Source organism: Streptomyces sp. NPDC044921, from assembly GCF_056432865.1.
Map to the genome: position 1 here is coordinate 93901 of NZ_JBWKIF010000008.1, position 20785 is coordinate 114685.

Genomic DNA, 20785 nt, shown 5'->3' on the forward strand with positions numbered 1-20785 from the left:
GGGTGGGGACTCGCGCACAGGGGAACCGGACTGCCCGGGACCTCGCACCACACCCCAGAGGACTGGCTGATCATGGGCGGATCAGCGCCACGAAGGGACCACCGGCTGCCGGTCGAGACGACCAGCTTCGTCGACCGGCGTGGCGAACTGACCGAAGGACGCGAGCTGCTGGCCCGCGCACGGCTCGTGACGCTGACCGGGCCGGGCGGCGTCGGCAAGACCCGGCTCGCCGCGCGCATCGCGGCCCGGGTCCAGCGGGCCTTCCCGGACGGCGTGCGCTTCGTGCACCTGTCCGGGCTGCACGACCCCGCGCTCGTCCCGCTGGCCGCCGCCGACGCGCTGGGCCTGCACGACCACTCCGCCCAGCCGCCGCTGGACGCACTCGTCGAGCAGGTCCGCGACCGGCGGCTGCTGCTCGTCGTCGACAACTGCGAGCACCTCGCCGGTGCCTGCGCCCGCCTCGCCGCCGCCCTCCTGCACGGCACCGAGGGCGTCCGGATCCTCGCCACCAGCCGGCACCGGCTCGGCCTCACGGAGGAGCACCTGCTGGAGGTGCGCCCGCTGCCGGTGCCCGACCCGGACGGCGACCTGTCCGCCGCCGAGGGCTCCGCGGCCCTCACCCTCTTCGCCGACCGCGCGGCCGCCGTGGCACCCGGCTTCCGCCTCACCCCCGCCAACCTGGCGTCCGTCGCCCGCCTGTGCCGCCGCCTGGACGGCCTGCCCCTCGCCATCGAACTGGCCGCCGTCCGCATGCGCGTCCTCGACGTCGACCAGCTCCTGGACCGGCTCGACGACCGCTACCGCTTCCTCACCACCGGCAGCCCCGCGGCCCTGCCCCGCCACCAGACGCTGCGCGCGGCGGTCGCCTGGAGCCACGACCTGTGCACCGGGGCCGAACAGCTGGTGTGGGCGCGGCTGTCGGTCCTGGCGGGCAGCTTCGACCTGGAGACGGCGGAGGCGGTGTGTGCCGACGACACCCCGCCGGGCGCCGCCGCGCGGCCGGCCGACGGGGGCGAGTACGCCGCCGGCGCGTTCCGGCACCAGGCCCGCGGCACGGAACCCGCCCGGCTCACCGACGGCCCCGGCACCCGCCCCCGCTGCGCCGGAGCGCCCACCGGGACCGTCGTCCTGCCCGCGCCGCACCCCGTGGGTCTGCGCACCGACGACGTACTGGAAGCCGTCGCCGGGCTCGTGGACAAGTCCGTCCTGTGCCGCGAACCGGGACCCGACGGGGTGCGGTACCGGCTGCTCGACACCCTGCGCCAGTACGGCCTCGAGCAGCTGCGGCGGACCCCGGGGGAGGAGACCGCCGCCCGGCGGCGGCTGCGGGACTGGATGCTCGAACGCGTCCAGAAGTGCGAACGCGACTGGTTCGGGCCCGGACAGCCGGAGATCGTGGCCCGCCTGCGCGCCGACCGGGACAATCTGCGCGCCGCCCTCGACTTCAGCCTCGCCGACCCCGCAGAGGCCCGCGCCGGGCTGCACCTCGCCGGCACCCTCTGGTTCCACTGGCACGCCTGCGGCGCCCCCCGCGAGGGCCTGTACTGGCTCGACCGGGCCCTGGCCGCCCACCCCGAGCCGACCAGGGAGCGGGCCCGAGGGCTGTGGGTCGCCGGGTTGCTGGTGGCCGCCACCCAGGACTTCCCCCGGGGCCTGCGGCACGCCACCGAAGCCCTCGCCCTGGCCCGCACCCTGGGCGACGGCGCCGAGGCCGCCCACGCCGAGTACGTCATCGGCGTCATCCGGCTGTTCGGCGACGACCTGCCCGGCGCGCTGCGGCACTTCGAGACCACCGTCGCGCGCGGCCCCGTGCCCGGCCAGCACCTCAGCCTCGTCGGCCTCGACCAGGTCGAACTCGCCTGCGCGCTGGGCTTCCTGGGGGAGGCGGACCGGGCCGTGGAGGTGTGCGAGCGGGCCCTGCGGCTGTGCGAGCGGCACGGCGAGCAGTGGGTGCGCTCGTACGTGCTGCGCATGCTCGCGCTCGCGCACACCGTGCGCGGCGACGCGGCCCGGGCGGAGCGGCACGCCCGCGAGGCGCTGCGGCTGAAATTCGCCGTCCACGACGTCATCGGCATCGCCCTCACCCTCGACCTGCTCGCCTCGATCGCCACCGGGCGCGGCGCCCACGAGCACGCGGCCGTGCTGCTGGGCGGCGCCGACCGCGTCTGGGCCGACATCGACGTCGGCCGCTGGGGCGCCCGCACCCTCACCTCCGCACGCCGGGACAGCGAGGAACGCGCGGGCCGGGCCCTGGGCCGCGAGGCGTTCGAGCGGGCCCACCGGCGCGGCGGTGCCCTGCCCCTCGCGGAGCTGGTCGGCCACGCGCTCCAGGAACCGGCCACCGCCGAGCCCGCCGCCGCCCCGCCGCCGCACGAGGACATCCCCGTCCGTCTCACCCGCCGCGAGACCGAGGTCGCCCGGCTCGTCGCCGAAGGCCTCGCCAACCAGCAGATCGCCGACCGCCTGGTCATCGCCCGCCGCACCGCCGAAGGCCATGTGGAACGCATCCTCAGCAAGCTCGGCTTCAGCAACCGCAGCCAGATCGCCGCCTGGGTGGCGGCCCAGCGCTGACCGCCCGTACCCACCCGAGGGGATCACGTGACCACCGGACAGACCAGCCCGTTCGACCACCGCATGGCCGTCTTCGGCTCCGACGACGCCTTCCTGGCCGCCGCCCTGCCCTTCCTCGGCGAGGGCCTCGCCGCCCCCGGCGAGCCCCCGCCCGTGGCCATCGCCGCGCCGCGCAACCTCGACCTGCTGCGCGACGCCCTCGGCGGTGACGCCAAGGAGATCACCTGCGTCCCGCACACCGAGTGGTACACCGGCTCCGCCGCCAACGCCGTCGCCCGGGCCGCCGCCCACCTCACCGCCCACGCCGGCCCGGGCGGCCGGATCCACCTGCTGATGGAACCCGTCTGGAGCGGCCGCGCCGGACGCTCGACCCGCGAGACGGCCGAGTGGATCCGCTACGAGGCACTCGCCAACCCCCTCTTCGGTCCCCTGGCCACCACCGCCCTGTGCGCCTACGACACCCGTACCGCCGGGCCCGCCGTCGTCGCCGCTGCCCGCCGCGCCCACCCCGGCACGGAGGCGTACGAGGACCCGTTCCGGCTCGTGGCCGAACTCGACGCCGTACCGCTGCCGCTGCCCCCGGAGAACGCCGAGCCCCTCGCCGGGCCGCACGCGGCGGCCGTGCGCGGCTGGGCCGAGTCCCGGGGACTGCCCGCCGCCGACGCCGAGTTGTTCGCCGCCGCCGTCGCCGAGGCCGCGGCGGCGCTCGCCCCCCTCGACGGCACCGCCCTGGTGTGGGGCGAGGCGCCCGCCTGCGTCTGCGAACTGCGTTCGTCCCGGCCCGTCGCCGACCCGCTCGCCGGCTTCGTCCCGCCCCCGCCCGACGGCCCGGAGCCCGGCCCGGGCCTGTGGTACGCGCGGCAGGTCTGCGCGTACGTCGACGTCCGCGACGACAGCGCCGGCGCGACGGTCCGCCTGCAATACGCGTAGGGCCGCCACCTGCACAAGCAGGTAGGGGAACGGGTAGTCCTCCCCCTGCGCCGGACCTTCCCCGGGGATCACCCTGGACGCATGCTGCAACTCTCCGGGCGCCACCTCCCGGACCCCGACCCCCACCACGGCCCGTTCCCGCAACCGCCCCTGGGAGCGGGCCACCTGAGTGTCGAGTACGCGCCCCGGCCCTCCGCCGTCCGCGAGGCGCGCGCGGAGGTGCGCCGGCAGCTGGAGTGCTGGGGGATCGCGGAGCGCGGCGACGTGGTGGACGTGGCCGAACTGCTGGTCGCCGAACTGGCCACCAACGCGCTGGTGCACGCCGGGAGCCGCTTCCGGCTCACGCTCTTCGCCGCGCACGGCGTGCTGCGCTGCGAGGTCGCCGACGGGGAGCGGCGGGTGCCCCGGGTGCTCCAGGCGGGCACCGGGGAGAACGGCCGGGGAATGTTCCTGGTGGACGCGCTCGCCCAGCGCTGGGGCTGCCACCGGGACGCGTCGGGCAAGACCGTGTGGTTCGAGCTCGGCACGTGCGGGGCGGACGGCTGCGGTCGGCGACAGCCGTGACGCCACCGCTGGGTTCGGCCGTCCCCGGGGCTCGCACGAGCCGCCGGGGGGCCGTTCCCGTCCGCGGGTGCGCGGGGGCGCGGCGCGCGGTTCCCCGCGCCCCCGGGACCATCGCGCTCGCGCCCTCTTGTCCGTCCGGGCCGTGTGCGGTTACTTGATCTGCATGGCGGACACCACGGGCAACACCACGGACCAGGCCTCCCAGCAACCTCCCCCGCGCAAGGCCAGTTGGAAGTACATCGGGCCGGGGATCGTCGTCGCGGCGACCGGGGTGGGGGCCGGGGACCTCGTCGCCACGCTCATCGCCGGCAGCAACTTCGGCTACACCCTGCTGTGGGCCGCGATCATCGGCTGCCTCGTCAAGATCTCCCTGGCCGAGGCGGCGGGGCGCTGGCACCTGTCCACCGGCCGCACCCTGTTCGACGGCTGGGCGAGCCTCGGCCGCTGGACGACCTGGTTCTTCGCCGTCTACGTCGTGGTGTGGGGCTTCGTCTACGGCGCGGCGGCGATGTCGTCCAGCGCGCTGCCGTTGCAGGCGCTCTTCCCCGACGTGATGGACCTGAAGTGGTGGGGCATCGCCTGCGGCCTGGTCGGGCTGGTCTTCGTCTGGTTCAACAAGTACGCGGTGTTCGAGAAGGTCATGACGATCCTGGTGGGCGTCATGTTCGTGGTGACGGTGTACCTGGCGATCAGGGTCACGCCGAACATCCCCGACGCCTTCGCCGGGCTGCTGCCGGTGCTGCCGGACGAAAAGGACTCGATCCTCAACACGCTGGGCCTGATCGGCGGCGTGGGCGGCACGATCACGCTGGCGGCGTACGGCTACTGGGTCAACGCCAAGGGCTGGACCGACACCGGCTGGATGAAGGTCATGCGCCTGGACAACCGCGTCGCCTACGCCACCACCGGCGTCTTCGTGATCGCGATGCTGTTCGTCGGCGCCGAGCTGCTGCACTCGGCGAACATCGCCATCGCCGGCGGTGACAAGGGCCTGGTCCAGCTGGGCGACATCCTGGAGGAGGAGTACGGCGCCGCGACGGCGAAGTTCTTCCTGGTCGGCTTCTTCGCCACGTCGTTCACCTCGCTGATCGGGGTGTGGCACGGCGTGAGCCTGATGTTCGCCGACTTCATGGGCCGCCTGTCGGGCCGGGGCCGGGCCAAGGGCGAGGAGGTCGCCTCGGGCGAGCGCGAGCGCTCCTGGCCCTTCCGCGCGTATCTGCTCTGGTTGACCTTCCCGCCCATGATCCTGCTCCTCGAAGGCCAGCCCTTCCGCCTGATCATCATCTACGGCGTGCTCGGGGCGGCCTTCCTGCCCTTCCTCGCCGGCACGCTGATCTGGCTCCTGAACTCCCCCCGCACGCCCCGCGAGTGGCGCAACGGCCCGGTGAGCAACGTGATGCTCGCCCTCGCGGGGCTGCTGTTCCTGATCCTGTGCGTCAAGCAGGTCTGGGACCAGCCGTGGGGGGAGTTCTTCTAGGCACGGGAGGACCGGGAGGCTACGGCAGCGCGTCCACGTGCGGCCCGACGACGTTGGACCACGCGTTGCCGGAGGTGGCGTCCCAGTTGGTCGACCAGGTCATCGCACCCCGCAGGGCCGGGTACGTCCGCGGCGGCTTGAAGCTGCCGCAGTTGGTGGCCCTGGTCAGGCAGTCCAGGGCGTTGTTGACCACGGTCGGCGGGACGTAGCCGCCTCCCGCCGCCCGGGTGGAGGCGGGCACGCCGAGCCCGACCTGGGACGGGGCGAGGCCGTTCTCCAGCTGGATGCAGGCCAGGGCCGTCAGGAAGTCGACCGTGCCCTGACTGTAGACCTTGCCGTCGCAGCCGAGCATGGAACCGCTGTTGTAGTACTGCATGTTGACGACGGTGAGGATGTCCTTGATGTTCAGCGCCGTCTGGAAGTAGGAGTTCGACGTCGACTGCATGTCGATGGTCTGCGGGGCCATCGTGATGATCAGCGACGGGCCCGCCTTCGCGGACAGGGCGCGCAGCGCCTGCGTCATGTAGGTCGCGTTGAGGCCGTTCTCCAGGTCGATGTCGACGCCGTCGAAGCCGTACTCCTGCATCACGGACCAGACGCTGTTGGCGAAGTTCGTCGCCGAGGCCGCGTCGTTCACGGTCACCGTGCCGCGCTCACCGCCGACCGAGATGATCACCTTCTTGCTGGCCGCCTGCTTGGCCTTCACGTCGGCCTTGAACTGCTCGACGGTGTAGCCGTTCAGCCCGGCCGAGTCGAGGGTGAACGACACCGCGCCGGGTGTGGCGGTGGCGTCCGCGAAGGACACCGCGATGATGTCGTAGTGGGCGGGCACGTCCGAGATCCTCTGGACGGCCGCGCCGTTGTTGAAGTTCTGCCAGTAGCCGGTCACCGCGTGCTTGGGCAGGGCGGGGCCGGGGCCGCTCGTGTTGTTGGTGGTCCCGGTGACCGCCGCCGACTTCGGCGACTCACCGGCCGCGTTCGTCGCCGTGACCTGGAAGGAGTACGACGTCGAGGCCGCGAGGCCGGTCACCGTGGCCGAGGTGCCGGAGACCGCCGTGATCTTCGTGCCGTCGCGGTAGACGGTGTACCCGGTGGCGCCCGAGACGGTGTTCCAGGCGAGCGAGACCGAGGAGGACGTGGTGCCGGTGACGCGCAGTCCGCTCGGCGCGGTCGGGACCGTGGGGCCCGGGTCGGTGCCGCCGCCCCCGTCGGGGCCGAACACCGACACGTCGTCGGCGTAGTACGCGGCCTGCCCGTACCAGCCGTGCGTGTACACCGTCACCGAGGTCGTCGACGCGCCCGTGGTGAAGGTCGTCGACAGCTGCTTCCAGGACGTGGAGTCGGGGGTCCAGGTGGACACGTCCGTCGTGCCCGTGCCGGTCACGCCCAGGTAGGCGTAGCCGCCGCGCACCCAGGCGCCCAGGCTGTACCTGGAGTTGGGCTGCACCCGCACGGTCTGGGTGCACCGGGCGTTGTCCTGACCGGCCGGGGTCGCCCGCAGCGCGGACGTGCCGGTGCGCACGGGGGAGGAGACCGCCGCACCGCTGCCCGCCGAGCAGGTCCAGTCGCTCAGGCCCGACTCGAAGCCGGCGTTCCGGACGTTGTTGACGTCGGCGGCGGAGGCCTGGCCGACGGTCGTGACAGAGAGGGCCAGGGCAGCCGTGAGGGCGCCCGACCACAGCCGCAGGAATCGTCTGTGTCTGGACATGACAAGAAGGTGGTCCAGACCAAAGCCGGTGTCAAGAGGTCCAGACCAACCGGTCCGGCAACGGTCCCGCCGCGCATCCCGCGAGCGGCGCACCGACCGGCAGCCCCAGGACTCCGCGAGGTGACGCACCGGCACCTCCCCGCCGCGGTGCGGGATGCCGCTTCGCCTCCTCGGTGCCCGGCGGCTTGCCCGGGCCCGGGGCCCGCACGCGGACCCACCGTCAACCCCGGGCCCGCCGGGTCCACCGCCCGGCCCCCTCCGATGACCGGCAAGATGCTCAACCTGCCCCGTTTTGACGCACCTTGTGCAACGGCAGTTGCCCACCAGCTACCCAAACGCTGTTCTCCGGTCACAGAGCCGTGGATACAGTGCTGAGGTAGTCACGCAGTGAAGTCGACACGGCGCGCCGGAGTGACACCCGGCGCTCCGACGGGCATGGGGAAACGGGGAGCTGCGCGTGCCAACTGCCATTGCCGTGACCAGTGCCGACATGGCACTGCCGCCACAGGACGACCGCACCCTGCCCGCCGTCGTGCTCCGGGACATCGCCGAACGCCCCCTGGAACAGGCGCTCGCCGACCTCCAGGCCCTGGTCGAGCACCACGGTCACGTGATCGTGGTCTGCTCACCGGCCGCCCCCACCGCCCTGCAGCGCCGCCTGCACACCCTGCGCTCCCTCCTGGAGACCGACCGCGTCGCCCTGTTCCGGCCGGATCTGCCGCCCCTCGGACTGGCCGTGCTGGCGCGGCAGTTGCGCCAGCTCGCCTCCTGCGACCTCAGCCCCGGCGTGCTCGCCTCCGCCGGGCGGCTGCTCGTCCACTACATCCACGCCGGAGCGCTGCTCAACTCCGTCGCCCGCCTCGACCACGTCCCCGTCGGCCTGAAGTCGCACGCCAAGTCCTGGGTGCCCGGCAGCCAGTTCGGCGTCCTCGCCCACCCCGAGCCGCAGCTGGTCAGGATCACCCCCGAAGCGCTGCTGCCCGGCCCCGAGTTCGGCACCTGGATGCTCCTCGCCAAGGGACAGCTCCAGTCCGACTGGGTCAGCGCCACCCTCGCCCCCGCCTGGAAGGTGCAGGGCCTGCGCGAGACGCAGCTGCCGGCCGAGTCACCGCCCTGGTGGGGCACCGGCAAGCTGATCGAGTTCTGCAGCTACCTGCCCGACCTGTCCGTCCTCTACCAGCTGGTCACCTCCGTACGGCGCAGCCGCTGCCACTGGTGCGGCATCGACGTCATCGGCGACCGCTGCGTCTTCTGCTCCGCCACGCCGCCCGTCTACGACAGCCCGCCCCCGAAGCAGCTCGAGAACCGGACGGCAGCCGGGTGAGCCCGCGCCCCGCCCTTCGGCACCGCTCCCGTCCCGCTCGACCGATATCCCCAACGAGGTAGTACGGTTCATGAATTCCCGTCAGCGCCGCGGCGTGATCCTCCTGCTCCTGTCGGTCGTCTGTGCCCTCGGCGCCTTCGCCGGCGTGCTGTCCGTCATCAGCGACGTGGAGTCCAAGGTCGGCCCCGAGGTCACCGCCTACCGGCTCAAGTCCGACGTGCCGCCCTACACCACCCTCGGCACAGGCCAGTTCGAGAAGATCAAGATGCCCGAACGGTGGCTGTCGGACAACGCGGTCACCGACCTGCGCGACATCCGGGGCAAGATCGCCGTCACGACCCTGAAGGCGGGCTCCCTGCTCCAGTCGGACATGATCGTCCGCCGGCCGGCCCTCCAGCCCGGCCAGCAGGAGGTCGCCATCATGATCGACGCGGCGACCGGCGTGGCCGGCAAGATCACCCCCGGTGCCGCCGTCAACGTCTACGCCACCTTCGAGGGCGCGCGCGAGGGCGACCCCGACCAGTCGAAGATCATCGTGACCAACGCCAAGGTCCTCGACGTCGGGAAACTGATCGCGCTCAACCCCGACGAGAACAACCGCTCCCAGCAGGCCACCGACGCCGTCCCCATCACCTTCGCGCTGTCCGCCCGGGACGCCCAGCGCATCACCTACGCCGAGTCGTTCGCCAAGCGGGTCCGGCTCGCCCTGGTCGCGCCCGGCAGCGACACCACCGTCCCCGAGCAGGACCGGACGTACGAACTCGCGAAGGACAAGTGAGAGCGCATGCCCACGAGGATCCTCCCGGCAGTCGGTGACGCGGACGCGGTCCGGTCCGTCACCACACTGCTCAGCCAGCTCCCGGACGCCGAACCGGTCACCCCGGTGGTCGACTCCACCCAGCTCGTCGACACCCTCGCCCGCCTGGCCGCCGAATCCGTCGACGAACTGCCCGAGGTCGTGATCGTCCACGAGCGGATCGGCCCGGTCCCCGCGCTGGAACTGATCCGCGAAGTGGCCCTGCGCTTCCCCGCCGTCGGCGTCATCCTCGTCACCTCCGACGCGAGCCCCGGCCTCTTCCAGGCCGCCATGGACTACGGCGCCCGCGGCCTGGTCGCCCTGCCGCTCAGCTACGAGGAACTCGCCAGCCGCGTCCAGGCGGTCGCCCAGTGGTCCACCGGCGTACGCCGGCACCTGGGCGCCGGCGGTGACGTCTTCACCGGCGTCGGCGGCACCGTCGTCACGGTCAGCGGCGCCAAGGGCGGCGTCGGGGCCACCCTCACCGCGATCCAGCTGGCCCTGGCCGCCCAGGCCTCCGGCCGCAGCACCGCCCTGGTCGACCTGGACCTCCAGACCGGCGACGTCGCCTCCTACCTGGACGTGCAGTTCCGCCGCTCCGTCGTCGACCTGGCCGCCATCACCGACATCTCCCCGCGTGTCCTGGCCGACGCGGTCTTCCGCCACGACACCGGCCTCGCCCTGCTGCTCGCCCCGGCCGAGGGCGAGCGCGGCGAGGACGTCACCGACCGCGCCGCCCGCCAGATCGTCAGCGCCCTGCGCTCCCGCTACGAGGTCGTCGTCATCGACTGCGGCGCCCAGATCGGCGGCGCGGGCGCGGCGGCCGTGGAGATGGCGGACCGGGCCCTGCTGGTCACCACCCCGGACGTGGTCGCCGTACGGGGCGCCAAGCGGGCGGTGCGGATGTGGGACCGGCTGCAGATCCGCAAGGCCGAGGAGACGACCGTCGTCGTCAACCGGCACACCCGCGCCACGGAGATCCAGCCGCCCCTGATCCGGAGGATCACCGGCACGGCCGTCGCGGCCACCGCCGTCCCCGCCCACTTCAAGGAACTGCAGAGCGTGGTGGACGCGGGCCGCGTCCACGAACTGGAGAACAAGAGCGCGGTGAAGCAGGCCCTGTGGGGCCTGGCGGCCGAACTGGGCCTGGTCAAGGTCCCCGAAGGCGCCCAGAAGACGGGCCGGTTCCGGGGCGGCGACCGGGGGTCGGTGAGCCTGCGGCGGAGAAGGGAGGGGTGAGCATGGCCCCGAGCAAGCGGCACCGTGACGCGGGCCAGGTGACCATCGAGTTCCTCGGCATGACGCCGACGATCCTCGTGACGCTGATCGCGCTGTGGCAGATCGTCCTCGTCGGCTACACGTTCACGCTCGCGGGCAACGCGGCGGACGAGGCGGTGCGGGCGGGAACGGCGGTGGGGCCGGGCGCCCGGCAGGGCGCGTGCCAGGAGGCGGGGCTGAGGCACCTGTCGGAGGCGTGGCGTTCCGGCGCCACGGTGACCTGCGGCGGCTCCGGCTACGTGACGGCCGATGTCCGCCTGGAGGTCCCGATCCTCTTCCCGGGCACGCTGTCCTTCCCGTACGCCGTCAAGGGCCACGCTGGCGCGGTCGAGGAGGAGACGGACTGACATGGCCGGTATCCGCAGGGCCCGCGACCGCGGCCAGGTCGCCATCGAGTTCATCGGCTTCCTGCCGATCCTGCTGCTCGTCGCCCTGGCGGCCGTGCAGCTCGGCCTGATCGCCTACACCGCCCAGCAGGCCGGCACGGCGGCCCGGGCCGGAGCGCGCAGCGCGTCGCTGGACGGGCCGCACGAGGCGGACTGCCGGGCCGCGGTGAGCAGCTGGCTGGCCGACGGCACCAGTTGCCCGGCGTCGACCGGCGGGGACGAGGTGACCGTCACGGCCACCGTGCAGATCCCCTCCGTCGTGCCCGGCTGGGACTTCGGCCCCGCCGTCAAGACCGCCACGATGCCGCGCGACCACTGAGCAACGAGCGAGGAGCACCGGACTCATGAGCCTGCGAGCACGCATCAGCACCCCCGAGGAGAACGGCAACCGGGGTGAGGACGGCCACATGGTCGCCTCCTACCGGGCCAAGCTCCTGGAGGAGATCGACCTCGCGGAGATGAGCTCGCTGGCCGCCGCCGAGCGCAGGGCCCGGCTGGAGCGGGTGCTCGGGCACATCATCAGCCGCGAGGGCCCGGTCCTGTCGACCGTGGAACGCTCCCAGCTGATCCGCCGGGTCGTCGACGAAGCCCTCGGCCTCGGCATCCTGGAGCCGCTCCTGGAGGACGCGTCCATCACCGAGATCATGGTCAACGGCCCGGACGCGATCTTCGTCGAGCGCGGCGGCCGCGTCGAGCAACTGCCGCTCCGCTTCGCCTCCAACGACCAGCTCATGCAGACGATCGAGCGGATCGTCTCCACGGTCAACCGCCGCGTCGACGAGTCCAATCCGATGGTCGACGCCCGCCTGCCCTCCGGCGAGCGCGTCAACGTCATCATCCCGCCGCTGTCCCTGACCGGCGCGACCCTCACCATCCGTCGCTTCCCGCGCTCCTTCACCCTCCAGGAGCTGATCGGCCTCGGCTCGCTCGACGAGCCCATGCTGTACCTGCTGGCCGGGCTGGTGCAGGCCAAGTTCAACATCATCGTCTCGGGCGCGACGGGCACCGGCAAGACGACGCTGCTCAACGCGCTCTCCGGCCTCATCCCCGAGGGCGAACGCATCATCACCATCGAGGACTCGGCCGAACTCCAGCTCCAGCAGCCGCACGTGATCCGCCTGGAGTCACGCCCGCCCAACGTCGAGGGCAAGGGCCAGGTCACCATCCGCGACCTGGTCCGCAACTCGCTGCGCATGCGCCCCGACCGGATCGTCGTCGGTGAGGTCCGCGGCGGCGAGTCCCTCGACATGCTGCAGGCGATGTCGACGGGCCACGACGGCTCGCTGGCGACCGTCCACGCCAACAGCGCGGAGGACGCCCTGATGCGCCTGCAGACCCTCGCCTCCATGTCGGACGTGGAGATCCCCTTCGTCGCCCTGCACGACCAGATCAACAGCGCGGTGGACGTCATCGTGCAGCTCACCCGGTTCGCGGACGGGGCCCGCCGCATCACCGAGATCGCGCTGATGGACAGCCACGGCAGCGACCCGTACCGGCTGGTCACGGTCGCCCGCTTCCACGCCCAGCCGATGGCCGCCGACGGCCGCATCTACGGGAACTTCGAGTACCACCCCCTCCCACGCCGCACCGCCGACCGCCTCTACATGGCGAGCCAGCCCATCCCGCAGGCCTTCGGCGTCGCCCGGAGCGAGGACCAGCTAGCCACCCGAGAAGCCAGGTAGGACCGACCGATGGAACTGCACCAGCTCATCACGCTCACCACCGGCATCACCCTGCTGACCTGCGTCCTGGCGGTCATCGGCCTGCACTCCTACGCCATGGGCAAGGCCCAGCGCCAGGCGCTCGTCGACCGCCTGTCCGCCACCGGCCAGATCCCGGTGGCCGGCCGCCGCCGCCACTTCCGCGGCATCGACCGCCGGCTGCGGCGCACCAAGCTCGGCAGGAAGCTGGAACTCCGCCTGGCGGCGACGGGCCTGGACATCACGCCGGGCGAGTTCTTCGTCTCCATGCTGGCCACGGTGGCGGGCCTGTGGCTGATCGGCCAGGCGGCCCTGGCACCGTTCTTCGGGCCGCTGGCGGGCCTGCTGGGCGTGTGGGCGGCGTTCCAGTTCCTGAACTGGCAACGCCAGAAGCGCATCGAGAAGTTCATCAACCAGCTCCCGGAGATGTCCCGGATCCTGGCCAACGCGACCCAGGCGGGCCTGGCCCTGCGCACGGCGATCGGAATGGCGGCGGAGGAGATGGAGGCACCGGCGGGGGAGGAACTGGGGAAGGTTTCGGCCCAGCTGGCGGTGGGCGCGTCCCTGGACGACGCGCTGGGAGAAATGGCGGACCGCCTCCCGTCCCGCGAGCTGGTCGTCCTGGTCACCACGCTGGTGCTGTCCAACCGGGCGGGTGGGCAGGTGGTGAGCGCGCTGCGGAATCTGACCGAGACGCTGGAGGAGCGGAAGGAGACCCGGCGTGAGGTGCGGACGCAGTTGTCACAGGTCAACATGACGTCGTACGCGGTGCCGGTGCTGGGCGTCGGCTCGCTGTTCCTCATGGACGGCGTGAAGGACGGCGCCCTGGAACGCATGACCGGCTCGCCCTTCGGCCAGGGGGCGGTCATCGTCGCCTTCTCGCTCTACGCCGTCGGCTTCCTCCTCATCCGCCGCCTGTCCCGCATCGACGTCTGAGAAGCCCGGAGGCACACCATGGGACTGCTTCTCGCCCTGCTGATGGGCATCGGCGTCTGGGGCGTCTTCGCCGGCCTCCGCATGTACCGGGCCGAGGCGAAGCTCCCCGGCGACCTCGCCCTCGCCCTGGAGGTCGGCTCCACGCGCACCGGCGCCGTCGACTCCCTCGTCGACCGCATGGGCATGCGCTACGCGCCCGCCGTGCTGCGCCTGATGGGCCCCAAGCAGGTGGCCAAGTACCGCCGCAAGATCGACCTCGCGGGCAACCCCGGGGGCCTGACCATCGACCGCTACGCCGCGCGGCGCGCGGTCTACGGCGCCCTGGGCGGCGTCGGCTTCCTGGTCTTCCTCATGCGCGGACAGCTGTTCGTCGCGCTGCTCCTGCTGGCCTTCGGGGCGTTCTGGACGGAGGTCGGCATCTGGTCGGCCATCCGCATCCGCAAGGACGTCATCGAACGGACCCTGCCGGACTTCCTGGACGTCCTCGCGGTCGTGGTCAGCGCGGGCCTCGGCTTCCGCCAGGCCCTGGACCGGGTGGCGTCCAGGTACGAGGGCCCCTGGGCCGACGAACTGCGCATCACCCTGCGCCAGATGGACCTCGGCATGAGCCGCCGCGACGCCTTCGCGGAACTGCGCCGCCGCAACGACTCCGAGCAGGTCGCCATGTTCGTGACGGCGTTGCAGCAGGGGGAGGAGCTGGGCGCCCCGATCGTCGACACACTGGTCTCCCTCGCCAAGGACATGCGGCGCACGGACGCCCAGAACGCCCGCAGGAAGGCGGCCCGGGCGGTCCCGAAGGCCACGATGATGATCACGACCTTCATGGTCCCGGCCACGATGCTCCTCCTCGGCGCCGGACTGATCCTCGGCTCGGGCACGGACTTCGGCTCGGTCACGGGGAAGTAGGGAACGCCAGGATGTCGATGACAGGGGAACGCAGCGGACTGCTGGGCCGTCGCCGCCGTGCCGACCGGACCCCGGAGATCACGACGCCCCCGGCGGGCACGGTGCTTCCCGCCCATGTCCGCACGGGCGCGCCCGACGTCCCCGTGACCTCGGTGACCCCCGCGCTGCCACCTGGCTGGGAGCCGGTGGGCGGCCGGGTCGGGGGCGAGCGCACGCTGCGCGTCGAGGGAACCGGACCCCGCGCGACGGAGGTTTCCGCGCCTACCGCGGCAGATGCGCCCGCGCAGGGCGGGGAAGGACAGGCGAACGCTCCCTCGCCCGCGCAGGATGGAGAAGGCCCCGGGGGCGCTCGGGGACCGCGTCCGGAAGATGCGGGCGACGGCCGGTCAGCCGACGGCGGTGCCACGCCCCCGCCGGCATCCCCCGCACGCGCCGACGACAGCGGCCCGGGCGGCGCCGTCGCTCACTCCCTCCCGGCCGAGAGCCGCCGTGTCACACCGCCCCGTGACCCGGCCATGGACATCCAGGTCAACGCCCTCCAGGCCATGTGCCGACAGGTGTTCGGCTTTCGCCTGGCCATGATCGCCCTGGCGACACCCACGGCCCTCCTCAACGCCAACGAGGGCCTTCCCACCCGCCTGGTCGGCGCGGCCGTGGTCGTCACCTTCATGACCTCCTACGTCCTCTTCAGGGACTGGGAACGTTTCGGTCCCCTGCTCCTGCGCCACCCCACCCTCCTCGCCGCGGACACCCTCTTCGGTGCGCTGCTCCTCATCTCCGCGGGCCCCGACAGCACCCTCGCCTACGTCAGCGTCTGCACCCCCCTGCTCGCCGGCCTGGTCTACGGCTGGCGGGGCGCGGCCGTCTTCGCCTCCCTCCAGGCCCTCCTGCTCCTCCTCATCCACGCGGCCCAGGAGGACCCGGCTCCCGGCATCGCCGAGTCGACCCTCCTGCCCGGCCTCTGTGTCATCGCCGGTGCCGTCGGCTCCAGCCTGCGCAACCTGATGCTCCGCTTCGGCGCGGCCACCCAGGCCCTCACCACCGTCCAGGCCCGCCTCGCCGTCACGGAGGCGGTCAGCGCCGAACGCGCCCGGCTGGCCCGGGAGATGCACGACTCGGTCGCCAAGACCCTGCACGGTGTCGCCCTGGCCGCCGACGGCCTGACCGGCTCGGCCGGCGCCGAGCGCATGGACCCGGCCCTGGTCCGGCAGCAGGCCGCCCTGGTCGCCCGCTCGGCGAGACGTGCCGCGGCGGAGTCCCGCGAACTCCTGGCCGACCTGCGCCGCGAGTCCGACCCCGACCAGGGCACCGACGTCCTGGTCGAGCTGGCCGCCCGCACCCGTGACTTCAGCACCCGCACCGGCCTGCCCGCCGTCTACCACCCCACCGGCGAACACGCCGTGCCCCCGGTCCCGCCCGCGGTGGCCCGCCAGCTCCTCACCATCGCGTCGGAAGCCATGGAGAACGCCCACCGCCACGCCGAACCGAGCCGGGTGGACGTCCGCGCGGGCGTACACGGCGACCTGCTCCGCATCAGCGTCCACGACGACGGCCGGGGCCTCCCTCCCGGCACCACCCTCGAACAGCTGCGCCGCGCGGGCCACTTCGGCCTGGTCGGCATGGTCGAACGCGCCGCCTCGGTCGGCGCCCGCATCCGCATCGGCCGCGGCGGCCACCCCCAGGGCACGGAGGTCCGCCTGGAACTCCCCTTGGCGGCCCTGACGACACCATCAGCGCCCTGACGCCCGCCACCGCCTGACCCCCACGACCCGAGAGGAGGCCCGATGCCGGACCCCACCACCCCACACCCCGGCGCACCGCAGCCGCCGCCCCCGCAGAACCCCTTCGGCGCTCCACCGGCCCACCGCCTCCGGGTCGTCGTGGCGGACGACAACCCGGTGGTCCGCGCCGGCCTGACCGCCCTGCTCTCCGGCCGCGCCGACATCGAGGTCGTGGCCGAGGCGGCCGACGGCCGCCAGGCCTGCGAGGCCGCCCACCAGCACCGCCCCGACGTCGTCCTGCTCGACGTCCGCATGCCCGGCGTGGACGGCATCTCCGCCCTGCCCTACCTGGTGCGGATCGCGCCGGTGGTGATGCTGACCTACAGCAGGGAGTCGGAGATCGTCCAGGAGGCCCTGCGCCGGGGCGCCGGGGGTTACCTGGTCCACGGCGAGTTCACGGCCGACCAACTGGTCGCCGCGGTACGGGACATCAAGGAGGGCCGGCCCCACTTCACGCCCACGGCGGCGGGGGCGCTCCTGACCCAGCTCCGCCAGAGCCGGCCACCGGCCGGGCCGTCCCTGTCCGAGGGCCTGGGGCAGTCGACAAGTGCGACTGCATACGGAATGTCAGGATCCGTAAACTCGCATAATCCTCCCCAGGAACCCGCGTGGCCAGCTGGTTTCCCGGCGCGCCACGCCCCGTCCTCCTCCGCTTCTTCAGAAAACCTTTCGCAAGTGCAACCGGATATGGCACAGTCTTCGTCTGGGTGGGCGAGCGGCCGTCCGGCCGCTCCCGACAGGTCGCGGTTCCAGCTGAGTACGAGGGAGGCGGAGATCATGGACCTCATCGCGTCCGGCATGAACAACCAGCAGATCGCCGCCACGTGCTTCATCAGTGAGAAGACCGTCAAGAACCACATCAACCGCATCTTCGCCAAGCTCCACAGCACCAGCCGCTCCGAGGCCGCCGCGAAGTGGATCGGCACGGCACCGGACTCGCACCGAGGACTGGGGTGACGCGCGGTGACGCCATGGGGAGAGAACCGCCTGGGCCCGAGCGATTGGGCCCGGAATTGGGTCCTGGGACCCTCTGACGGACAGCCTGTCCCGCCGTACGTTCCTCCTGCCGAAAGCGGCACAGCCGAAACCGGAGGGGAACACCATGAGCGACCTGATGCTGAAGACCGCCGTCGCGACCAAGGTCCGCGTGAACGGCTGGAAGAACACGACGGTGCAGGCGATGCAGCGCCGCGCCGGCGACAAGGGGCAGACGGCGGTCGAGTACCTGGGCATCATCGCGGTGGTGGTGGCGATCGTGCTGGCGATCACGGGGACGAACATCGGCCAGACGATCCTCAACAAGATTCAGGCACAGATCGCCAAGGTCGCTCCTTGATCCGACCTCGCCGTTACGGTGACGCAGGGCAGGCCTTCCCCATCTACATCACGGTGGTGGGGGGCCTGCTCTTTCTCGCGTTCGCCTACTTCGCGGTCGGCCAGGCCGCAGCGAACAGGAACGGTGCCCAGACAGCCGCCGACGCAGCGGCTCTTGCAGCCGCGCAGGACAAGCGTGACCAACTCGCCGAAGCGTGGGTGAGGGACGTGCTCGATCCCACCAAGTGGCGGGCCGTCTTCGAGGGTGCTGCCGAGGGCCTCACTCCGTCCTGCTGGCGTGCGTACGAACTCGCCGCCCAGAACGACGCCCAGGTGAACAGTTGTGATCCGCAGGGTCCGCTCCGATTCGCGGTGGAAGTCGAGACCAACAAGTCGGTCGGTGAGTCCATTGTCCCGGGCACGGAGGACTACAGGTCCGATGCTTCCGCCACGGCCGTGATCGAAGCCCGTTGCGACTTCGAGCCCCTGGCCGAGGAGGCCGAGCCCGACATACTGCCCAAGCTGCTGTGCGAGGACGGGGTGGAGTGGGAGTTGAAGCCGGACGACCTCGAACTCCTGCCGGACCCCGAAGACCTCTTCGATGTCCACCTGGCCAATTCGCAAGCGAACGACGAGTGACGAAGGAAGCAGAGAGATGAGCATTCGGTTCACTGCGAAGGCGCGCGGGGGGATGGTCGCGCTCGCCCTTGCGGCCGGCCTGGCCGTCGGCGTGGGCGGCTGCAGCGGTGGCGGGGACGACGACAAGAAGCCGAACTCCTCGGCGCCCGCTTCCAAAGAAGGCGGATCCCAGCCGAGTGCTCAAGAGGGGCAATCGGAAACGCCCCTGGCTGAAGTGAAGGGCACCGAAGGACTGCTCCTCCAGATCACTTCGGCCACACGAGACGCGGGCGGGTTCGTCACTGTGAGCGGGAATTTGAAGAACGACGGCGCGAAATCGGCCGTTATTCCGTCGCAGATGAGCGGTGACGAAACGGAAGTCATCAAGCACGGCCCCTCACTGGGGGGCGCCACGCTCGTCGACTCCAAGGGAAAAAAGCGCTACTACGTGCTCCGCGACACGGATGGCCGGCCTCTGACTACGACAGGCTTCGGGACACTCGAGCCCGGGCAAACCCTCCCGGTCTTCATGCAGTTCCCGGCCCCGCCGACGAGCACTACTGAGGTCGGTCTCCAGGTGCCCACGTTCTCCAGCGGCACCATCAAGATCTCCGGGTGAGGCTGGCCATGACCCGTACGCACCGTCGAACGGCGACGCCACGCCTCGCCCTGGTCCTCACCGCCGCCGGCCTCATGGTCGCCACGAACGTCTACGGCGCCGTGTCGGCCCACGCCGACGAAACCCCCGGCGTCCCCCCCGGCACCGAGGCCTCCGCCTCCGCCCCCGTCGACGTCGACCCCAACGACCCGGACCTGAAAATCCCCGAAGGCGCCACCCTCGCCGAACCAAAGGTCCTCGACATCAAACAGGTCGTCGAGGACCAGAGCGGCGACGAACGCCGTGAGGACACCAACGCCGACGTCAAGTTCGCCCTCCAGGCCGAGGTCCTCTTCGGCAAGGACAGCGCGAAGCTCAGCGCCCAGGCGAGGGCCCGCATCACCGCGATCGCCCAGGAGATCAGGACCCAGAACGCGACGAGGATCCGCGTCTTCGGCTTCACGGACAACCTCGGCTCCTCCGCCCACGGCGACGTCCTGTCCCGCAAACGCGCCGACGCCGTACAGAACGTCCTCGACCGGGAGCTGACCGACTCCAACGTCACGTACGAGGTCCGCGGCTACGGCGAGCAGTACCCGATCGCCGACAACTCCACGGAGTCCGGTCGCAAGAAGAACCGCCGGGTCGAGGTCTCCTTCCCCCGCTCGGAGAGCTGAGGGACGGAGGATCCGAGCCGGTGGTTGCTACGGGGAGGCCCCGTGAGTGAGTGGCGACTGAACCGCGCGCTGCCGAGCCTGGCCGCCGGGGCCGGACTCGGCGGCGTGCGGCACGTCCACCACGAACGCCGCCCCTGGCCCGTCCTGATCACCGGAAAACTCCTGTTCGACGCCGTGACGGTCCCACTGCTCGTCCGCTCCCTCGCCGAACTGACCGTCGCCCCGGGCGTCAGACCCTTCGCGGTGTTCGGCTGGCTGCTGGTGACCTGGACCGCCCTCGTGTACTGGGTACTGGCCCGGGACGGCAGACGTGCCTACGCGGTGTGCGACGGCGGTCTGCTGATCCACACGGACGGCACGGACCGAGCCGGGGCCACCGCCGTCCCCACCGCCACCGCCATCCCGTGGGACGCGGTCGACACCGTCGAAACCGTCGACGACGCGAGCCCACAACCCCCGCGCCTGTACTGGCTGGACGGCGGCAGACAGCGGTACGTCACCCTCCGCGCCGTCACCGCCCGCGACGCCCTGATCGAGTCCGTGAGGTCCCGCCGGCCCCGGCCGTCACCACCCGCCCGGCGTCTCCTCCCCGCCACCGCGGTCGCGGCCTTGGCCGGCATCCAGCTCTGGGCCCTCACCCTGTCCCCCTTCGCCGACCTCGTCCTGGCCCACCGCGCCTACCACCTGCGGGACTTCGCGAGCCTCTGCGCCCACCGCGGCACCTCGTTCCCCGAGTCGGCCCCGCGCACCCCGACCGGCCCCCACCCCGCGGCCCTCTTCGCCGAGGAGCACGGCAGCGACCCGGTCGCCACGTCCACGGGCGGCGCCGCCAGGACGACGACGGCCCGGCCGGACCCCGGCGACATCCAACTGGTGGCGTGCAGCCGACTGGTCCGACGCCAGGTCGACATGGTCTGCACCTACGACGGCGGCGAGTCGAAGCTGACCTCCTACCGGGCCCGCTACCGCATCGACGTCTACGAGGCGCGGACCGGCCGCAGAACCGCCGGCCACACCGTGGACGCCGACGACGACGAACCCTGCCCGTACTGGCTGGCGCTCGACCGGGAGCGCGGCCGTGAGGAAGTGACCGCCGCTCCGGCCGAGGAGGAGTACCAGGCCCTCATCGACCGCATCGCCGCCGGCCGGTCCCCGTAGCCGCGTGCGGCGCGAGCACCCGGGCAGGTCCCGGAACGGGAACACCGAGCGGCCGGGGAAGTT

The 20785-nt window shown here is 72.2% G+C and carries 20 protein-coding genes; 19 read left to right on the top strand and 1 reads right to left on the bottom strand.

Features of this window, described 5'->3' with window-relative positions; all coding sequences use genetic code 11:
* Positions 1-72 precede the first annotated feature (72 nt).
* The 4 genes from AC07DA_RS14760 (at position 73) to AC07DA_RS14775 (ending at position 5542) form a co-directional block, all read left to right on the top strand.
* Positions 73-2571, top strand: coding sequence for an ATP-binding protein (locus AC07DA_RS14760; RefSeq protein ID WP_479128024.1), 2499 nt, complete (start codon positions 73-75; stop codon positions 2569-2571).
* 27 nt (positions 2572-2598) lie between these two features.
* On the top strand, positions 2599-3501 hold the full coding sequence (locus AC07DA_RS14765; RefSeq protein WP_479128026.1) for an anti-sigma factor RsbA family regulatory protein: 903 nt from the start codon (positions 2599-2601) through the stop codon (positions 3499-3501).
* An 81-nt stretch (positions 3502-3582) separates the two neighbouring features.
* Positions 3583-4065 carry an ATP-binding protein gene (locus AC07DA_RS14770; RefSeq protein ID WP_479128028.1) on the top strand — a complete coding sequence of 161 codons (483 nt, stop codon included), beginning with the start codon at positions 3583-3585 and terminating at the stop codon, positions 4063-4065.
* A 163-nt stretch (positions 4066-4228) separates the two neighbouring features.
* Complete coding sequence (locus tag AC07DA_RS14775) at positions 4229-5542, top strand: Nramp family divalent metal transporter (protein WP_479128030.1); 1314 nt, start codon at positions 4229-4231, stop codon at positions 5540-5542.
* Positions 5543-5561: 19 nt separating this feature from the next.
* Here AC07DA_RS14775 and AC07DA_RS14780 read toward each other — a convergent pair whose 3' ends face one another.
* The gene (locus tag AC07DA_RS14780; protein WP_479128032.1) at positions 5562-7250 is read right to left on the bottom strand and encodes a chitinase; all 1689 of its coding nucleotides are present in this window, start codon (positions 7248-7250) and stop codon (positions 5562-5564) included.
* A gap of 490 nt (positions 7251-7740) precedes the next feature.
* Here AC07DA_RS14780 and AC07DA_RS14785 point away from each other — a divergent pair, with 490 nt between their 5' ends.
* The 15 genes from AC07DA_RS14785 to AC07DA_RS14855 all read left to right on the top strand — a co-directional run bounded on the left by AC07DA_RS14785 (position 7741) and on the right by AC07DA_RS14855 (position 20722).
* A complete protein-coding gene (locus AC07DA_RS14785) occupies positions 7741-8574 on the top strand; it encodes a hypothetical protein (protein ID WP_479128394.1) in 834 nt (277 codons plus the stop codon).
* A gap of 70 nt (positions 8575-8644) precedes the next feature.
* Positions 8645-9352 (top strand): Flp pilus assembly protein CpaB, encoded by a 708-nt coding sequence (gene cpaB, locus AC07DA_RS14790; RefSeq protein WP_479128034.1) that lies wholly within the window; start codon positions 8645-8647, stop codon positions 9350-9352.
* Positions 9353-9358: 6 nt separating this feature from the next.
* Positions 9359-10609 carry a CpaE/TadZ family protein gene (locus AC07DA_RS14795; protein WP_479128036.1) on the top strand — a complete coding sequence of 417 codons (1251 nt, stop codon included), beginning with the start codon at positions 9359-9361 and terminating at the stop codon, positions 10607-10609.
* A gap of 2 nt (positions 10610-10611) precedes the next feature.
* Complete coding sequence (locus tag AC07DA_RS14800) at positions 10612-10995, top strand: pilus assembly protein (protein WP_479128038.1); 384 nt, start codon at positions 10612-10614, stop codon at positions 10993-10995.
* A 1-nt stretch (position 10996) separates the two neighbouring features.
* The gene (locus AC07DA_RS14805) at positions 10997-11353 is read left to right on the top strand and encodes a TadE/TadG family type IV pilus assembly protein (protein WP_479128040.1); all 357 of its coding nucleotides are present in this window, start codon (positions 10997-10999) and stop codon (positions 11351-11353) included.
* 25 nt (positions 11354-11378) lie between these two features.
* Positions 11379-12716, top strand: a complete 1338-nt coding sequence (locus tag AC07DA_RS14810; RefSeq protein ID WP_479128042.1) for a CpaF family protein — start codon at positions 11379-11381, stop codon at positions 12714-12716.
* A 9-nt stretch (positions 12717-12725) separates the two neighbouring features.
* Positions 12726-13670: a type II secretion system F family protein gene (locus tag AC07DA_RS14815; protein ID WP_479128044.1), complete on the top strand. Its 945-nt coding sequence runs from the start codon at positions 12726-12728 to the stop codon at positions 13668-13670.
* Positions 13671-13688: 18 nt separating this feature from the next.
* Positions 13689-14576 carry a DUF5936 domain-containing protein gene (locus AC07DA_RS14820; protein ID WP_479128046.1) on the top strand — a complete coding sequence of 296 codons (888 nt, stop codon included), beginning with the start codon at positions 13689-13691 and terminating at the stop codon, positions 14574-14576.
* A gap of 11 nt (positions 14577-14587) precedes the next feature.
* Positions 14588-16318, top strand: coding sequence for a sensor histidine kinase (locus AC07DA_RS14825; RefSeq protein ID WP_479128048.1), 1731 nt, complete (start codon positions 14588-14590; stop codon positions 16316-16318).
* A gap of 42 nt (positions 16319-16360) precedes the next feature.
* On the top strand, positions 16361-17314 hold the full coding sequence (locus AC07DA_RS14830; protein ID WP_479128050.1) for a response regulator: 954 nt from the start codon (positions 16361-16363) through the stop codon (positions 17312-17314).
* Between the two features lie 145 nt (positions 17315-17459).
* Positions 17460-17693, top strand: a complete 234-nt coding sequence (locus AC07DA_RS14835) for a hypothetical protein (protein ID WP_453047212.1) — start codon at positions 17460-17462, stop codon at positions 17691-17693.
* The gene (locus tag AC07DA_RS14840; protein WP_479128396.1) at positions 17693-18310 is read left to right on the top strand and encodes a pilus assembly protein TadG-related protein; all 618 of its coding nucleotides are present in this window, start codon (positions 17693-17695) and stop codon (positions 18308-18310) included. Before AC07DA_RS14835 ends, AC07DA_RS14840 begins: the two co-directional genes overlap by 1 nt.
* 16 nt (positions 18311-18326) lie before the next feature.
* The gene (locus tag AC07DA_RS14845) at positions 18327-18908 is read left to right on the top strand and encodes a hypothetical protein (RefSeq protein ID WP_479128053.1); all 582 of its coding nucleotides are present in this window, start codon (positions 18327-18329) and stop codon (positions 18906-18908) included.
* An 8-nt stretch (positions 18909-18916) separates the two neighbouring features.
* Positions 18917-19564: an OmpA family protein gene (locus AC07DA_RS14850; RefSeq protein WP_479128055.1), complete on the top strand. Its 648-nt coding sequence runs from the start codon at positions 18917-18919 to the stop codon at positions 19562-19564.
* A gap of 42 nt (positions 19565-19606) precedes the next feature.
* Positions 19607-20722: a hypothetical protein gene (locus tag AC07DA_RS14855; RefSeq protein WP_479128057.1), complete on the top strand. Its 1116-nt coding sequence runs from the start codon at positions 19607-19609 to the stop codon at positions 20720-20722.
* Positions 20723-20785 lie beyond the last annotated feature (63 nt).

Coding starts and splice junctions, on each gene's coding strand:
- AC07DA_RS14760 (WP_479128024.1), top strand. CDS start 73: ATGGGCGGATCAGCGCCACGAAGGGACCACCGGCTGCCGGTCGAGACG.
- AC07DA_RS14770 (WP_479128028.1), top strand. CDS start 3,583: ATGCTGCAACTCTCCGGGCGCCACCTCCCGGACCCCGACCCCCACCAC.
- AC07DA_RS14775 (WP_479128030.1), top strand. CDS start 4,229: ATGGCGGACACCACGGGCAACACCACGGACCAGGCCTCCCAGCAACCT.
- AC07DA_RS14780 (WP_479128032.1), bottom strand. CDS start 7,250: ATGTCCAGACACAGACGATTCCTGCGGCTGTGGTCGGGCGCCCTCACG.
- AC07DA_RS14785 (WP_479128394.1), top strand. CDS start 7,741: ATGGCACTGCCGCCACAGGACGACCGCACCCTGCCCGCCGTCGTGCTC.
- cpaB (WP_479128034.1), top strand. CDS start 8,645: ATGAATTCCCGTCAGCGCCGCGGCGTGATCCTCCTGCTCCTGTCGGTC.
- AC07DA_RS14795 (WP_479128036.1), top strand. CDS start 9,359: ATGCCCACGAGGATCCTCCCGGCAGTCGGTGACGCGGACGCGGTCCGG.
- AC07DA_RS14800 (WP_479128038.1), top strand. CDS start 10,612: ATGGCCCCGAGCAAGCGGCACCGTGACGCGGGCCAGGTGACCATCGAG.
- AC07DA_RS14805 (WP_479128040.1), top strand. CDS start 10,997: ATGGCCGGTATCCGCAGGGCCCGCGACCGCGGCCAGGTCGCCATCGAG.
- AC07DA_RS14810 (WP_479128042.1), top strand. CDS start 11,379: ATGAGCCTGCGAGCACGCATCAGCACCCCCGAGGAGAACGGCAACCGG.
- AC07DA_RS14815 (WP_479128044.1), top strand. CDS start 12,726: ATGGAACTGCACCAGCTCATCACGCTCACCACCGGCATCACCCTGCTG.
- AC07DA_RS14820 (WP_479128046.1), top strand. CDS start 13,689: ATGGGACTGCTTCTCGCCCTGCTGATGGGCATCGGCGTCTGGGGCGTC.
- AC07DA_RS14825 (WP_479128048.1), top strand. CDS start 14,588: ATGTCGATGACAGGGGAACGCAGCGGACTGCTGGGCCGTCGCCGCCGT.
- AC07DA_RS14830 (WP_479128050.1), top strand. CDS start 16,361: ATGCCGGACCCCACCACCCCACACCCCGGCGCACCGCAGCCGCCGCCC.
- AC07DA_RS14835 (WP_453047212.1), top strand. CDS start 17,460: ATGAGCGACCTGATGCTGAAGACCGCCGTCGCGACCAAGGTCCGCGTG.
- AC07DA_RS14845 (WP_479128053.1), top strand. CDS start 18,327: ATGAGCATTCGGTTCACTGCGAAGGCGCGCGGGGGGATGGTCGCGCTC.
- AC07DA_RS14850 (WP_479128055.1), top strand. CDS start 18,917: ATGACCCGTACGCACCGTCGAACGGCGACGCCACGCCTCGCCCTGGTC.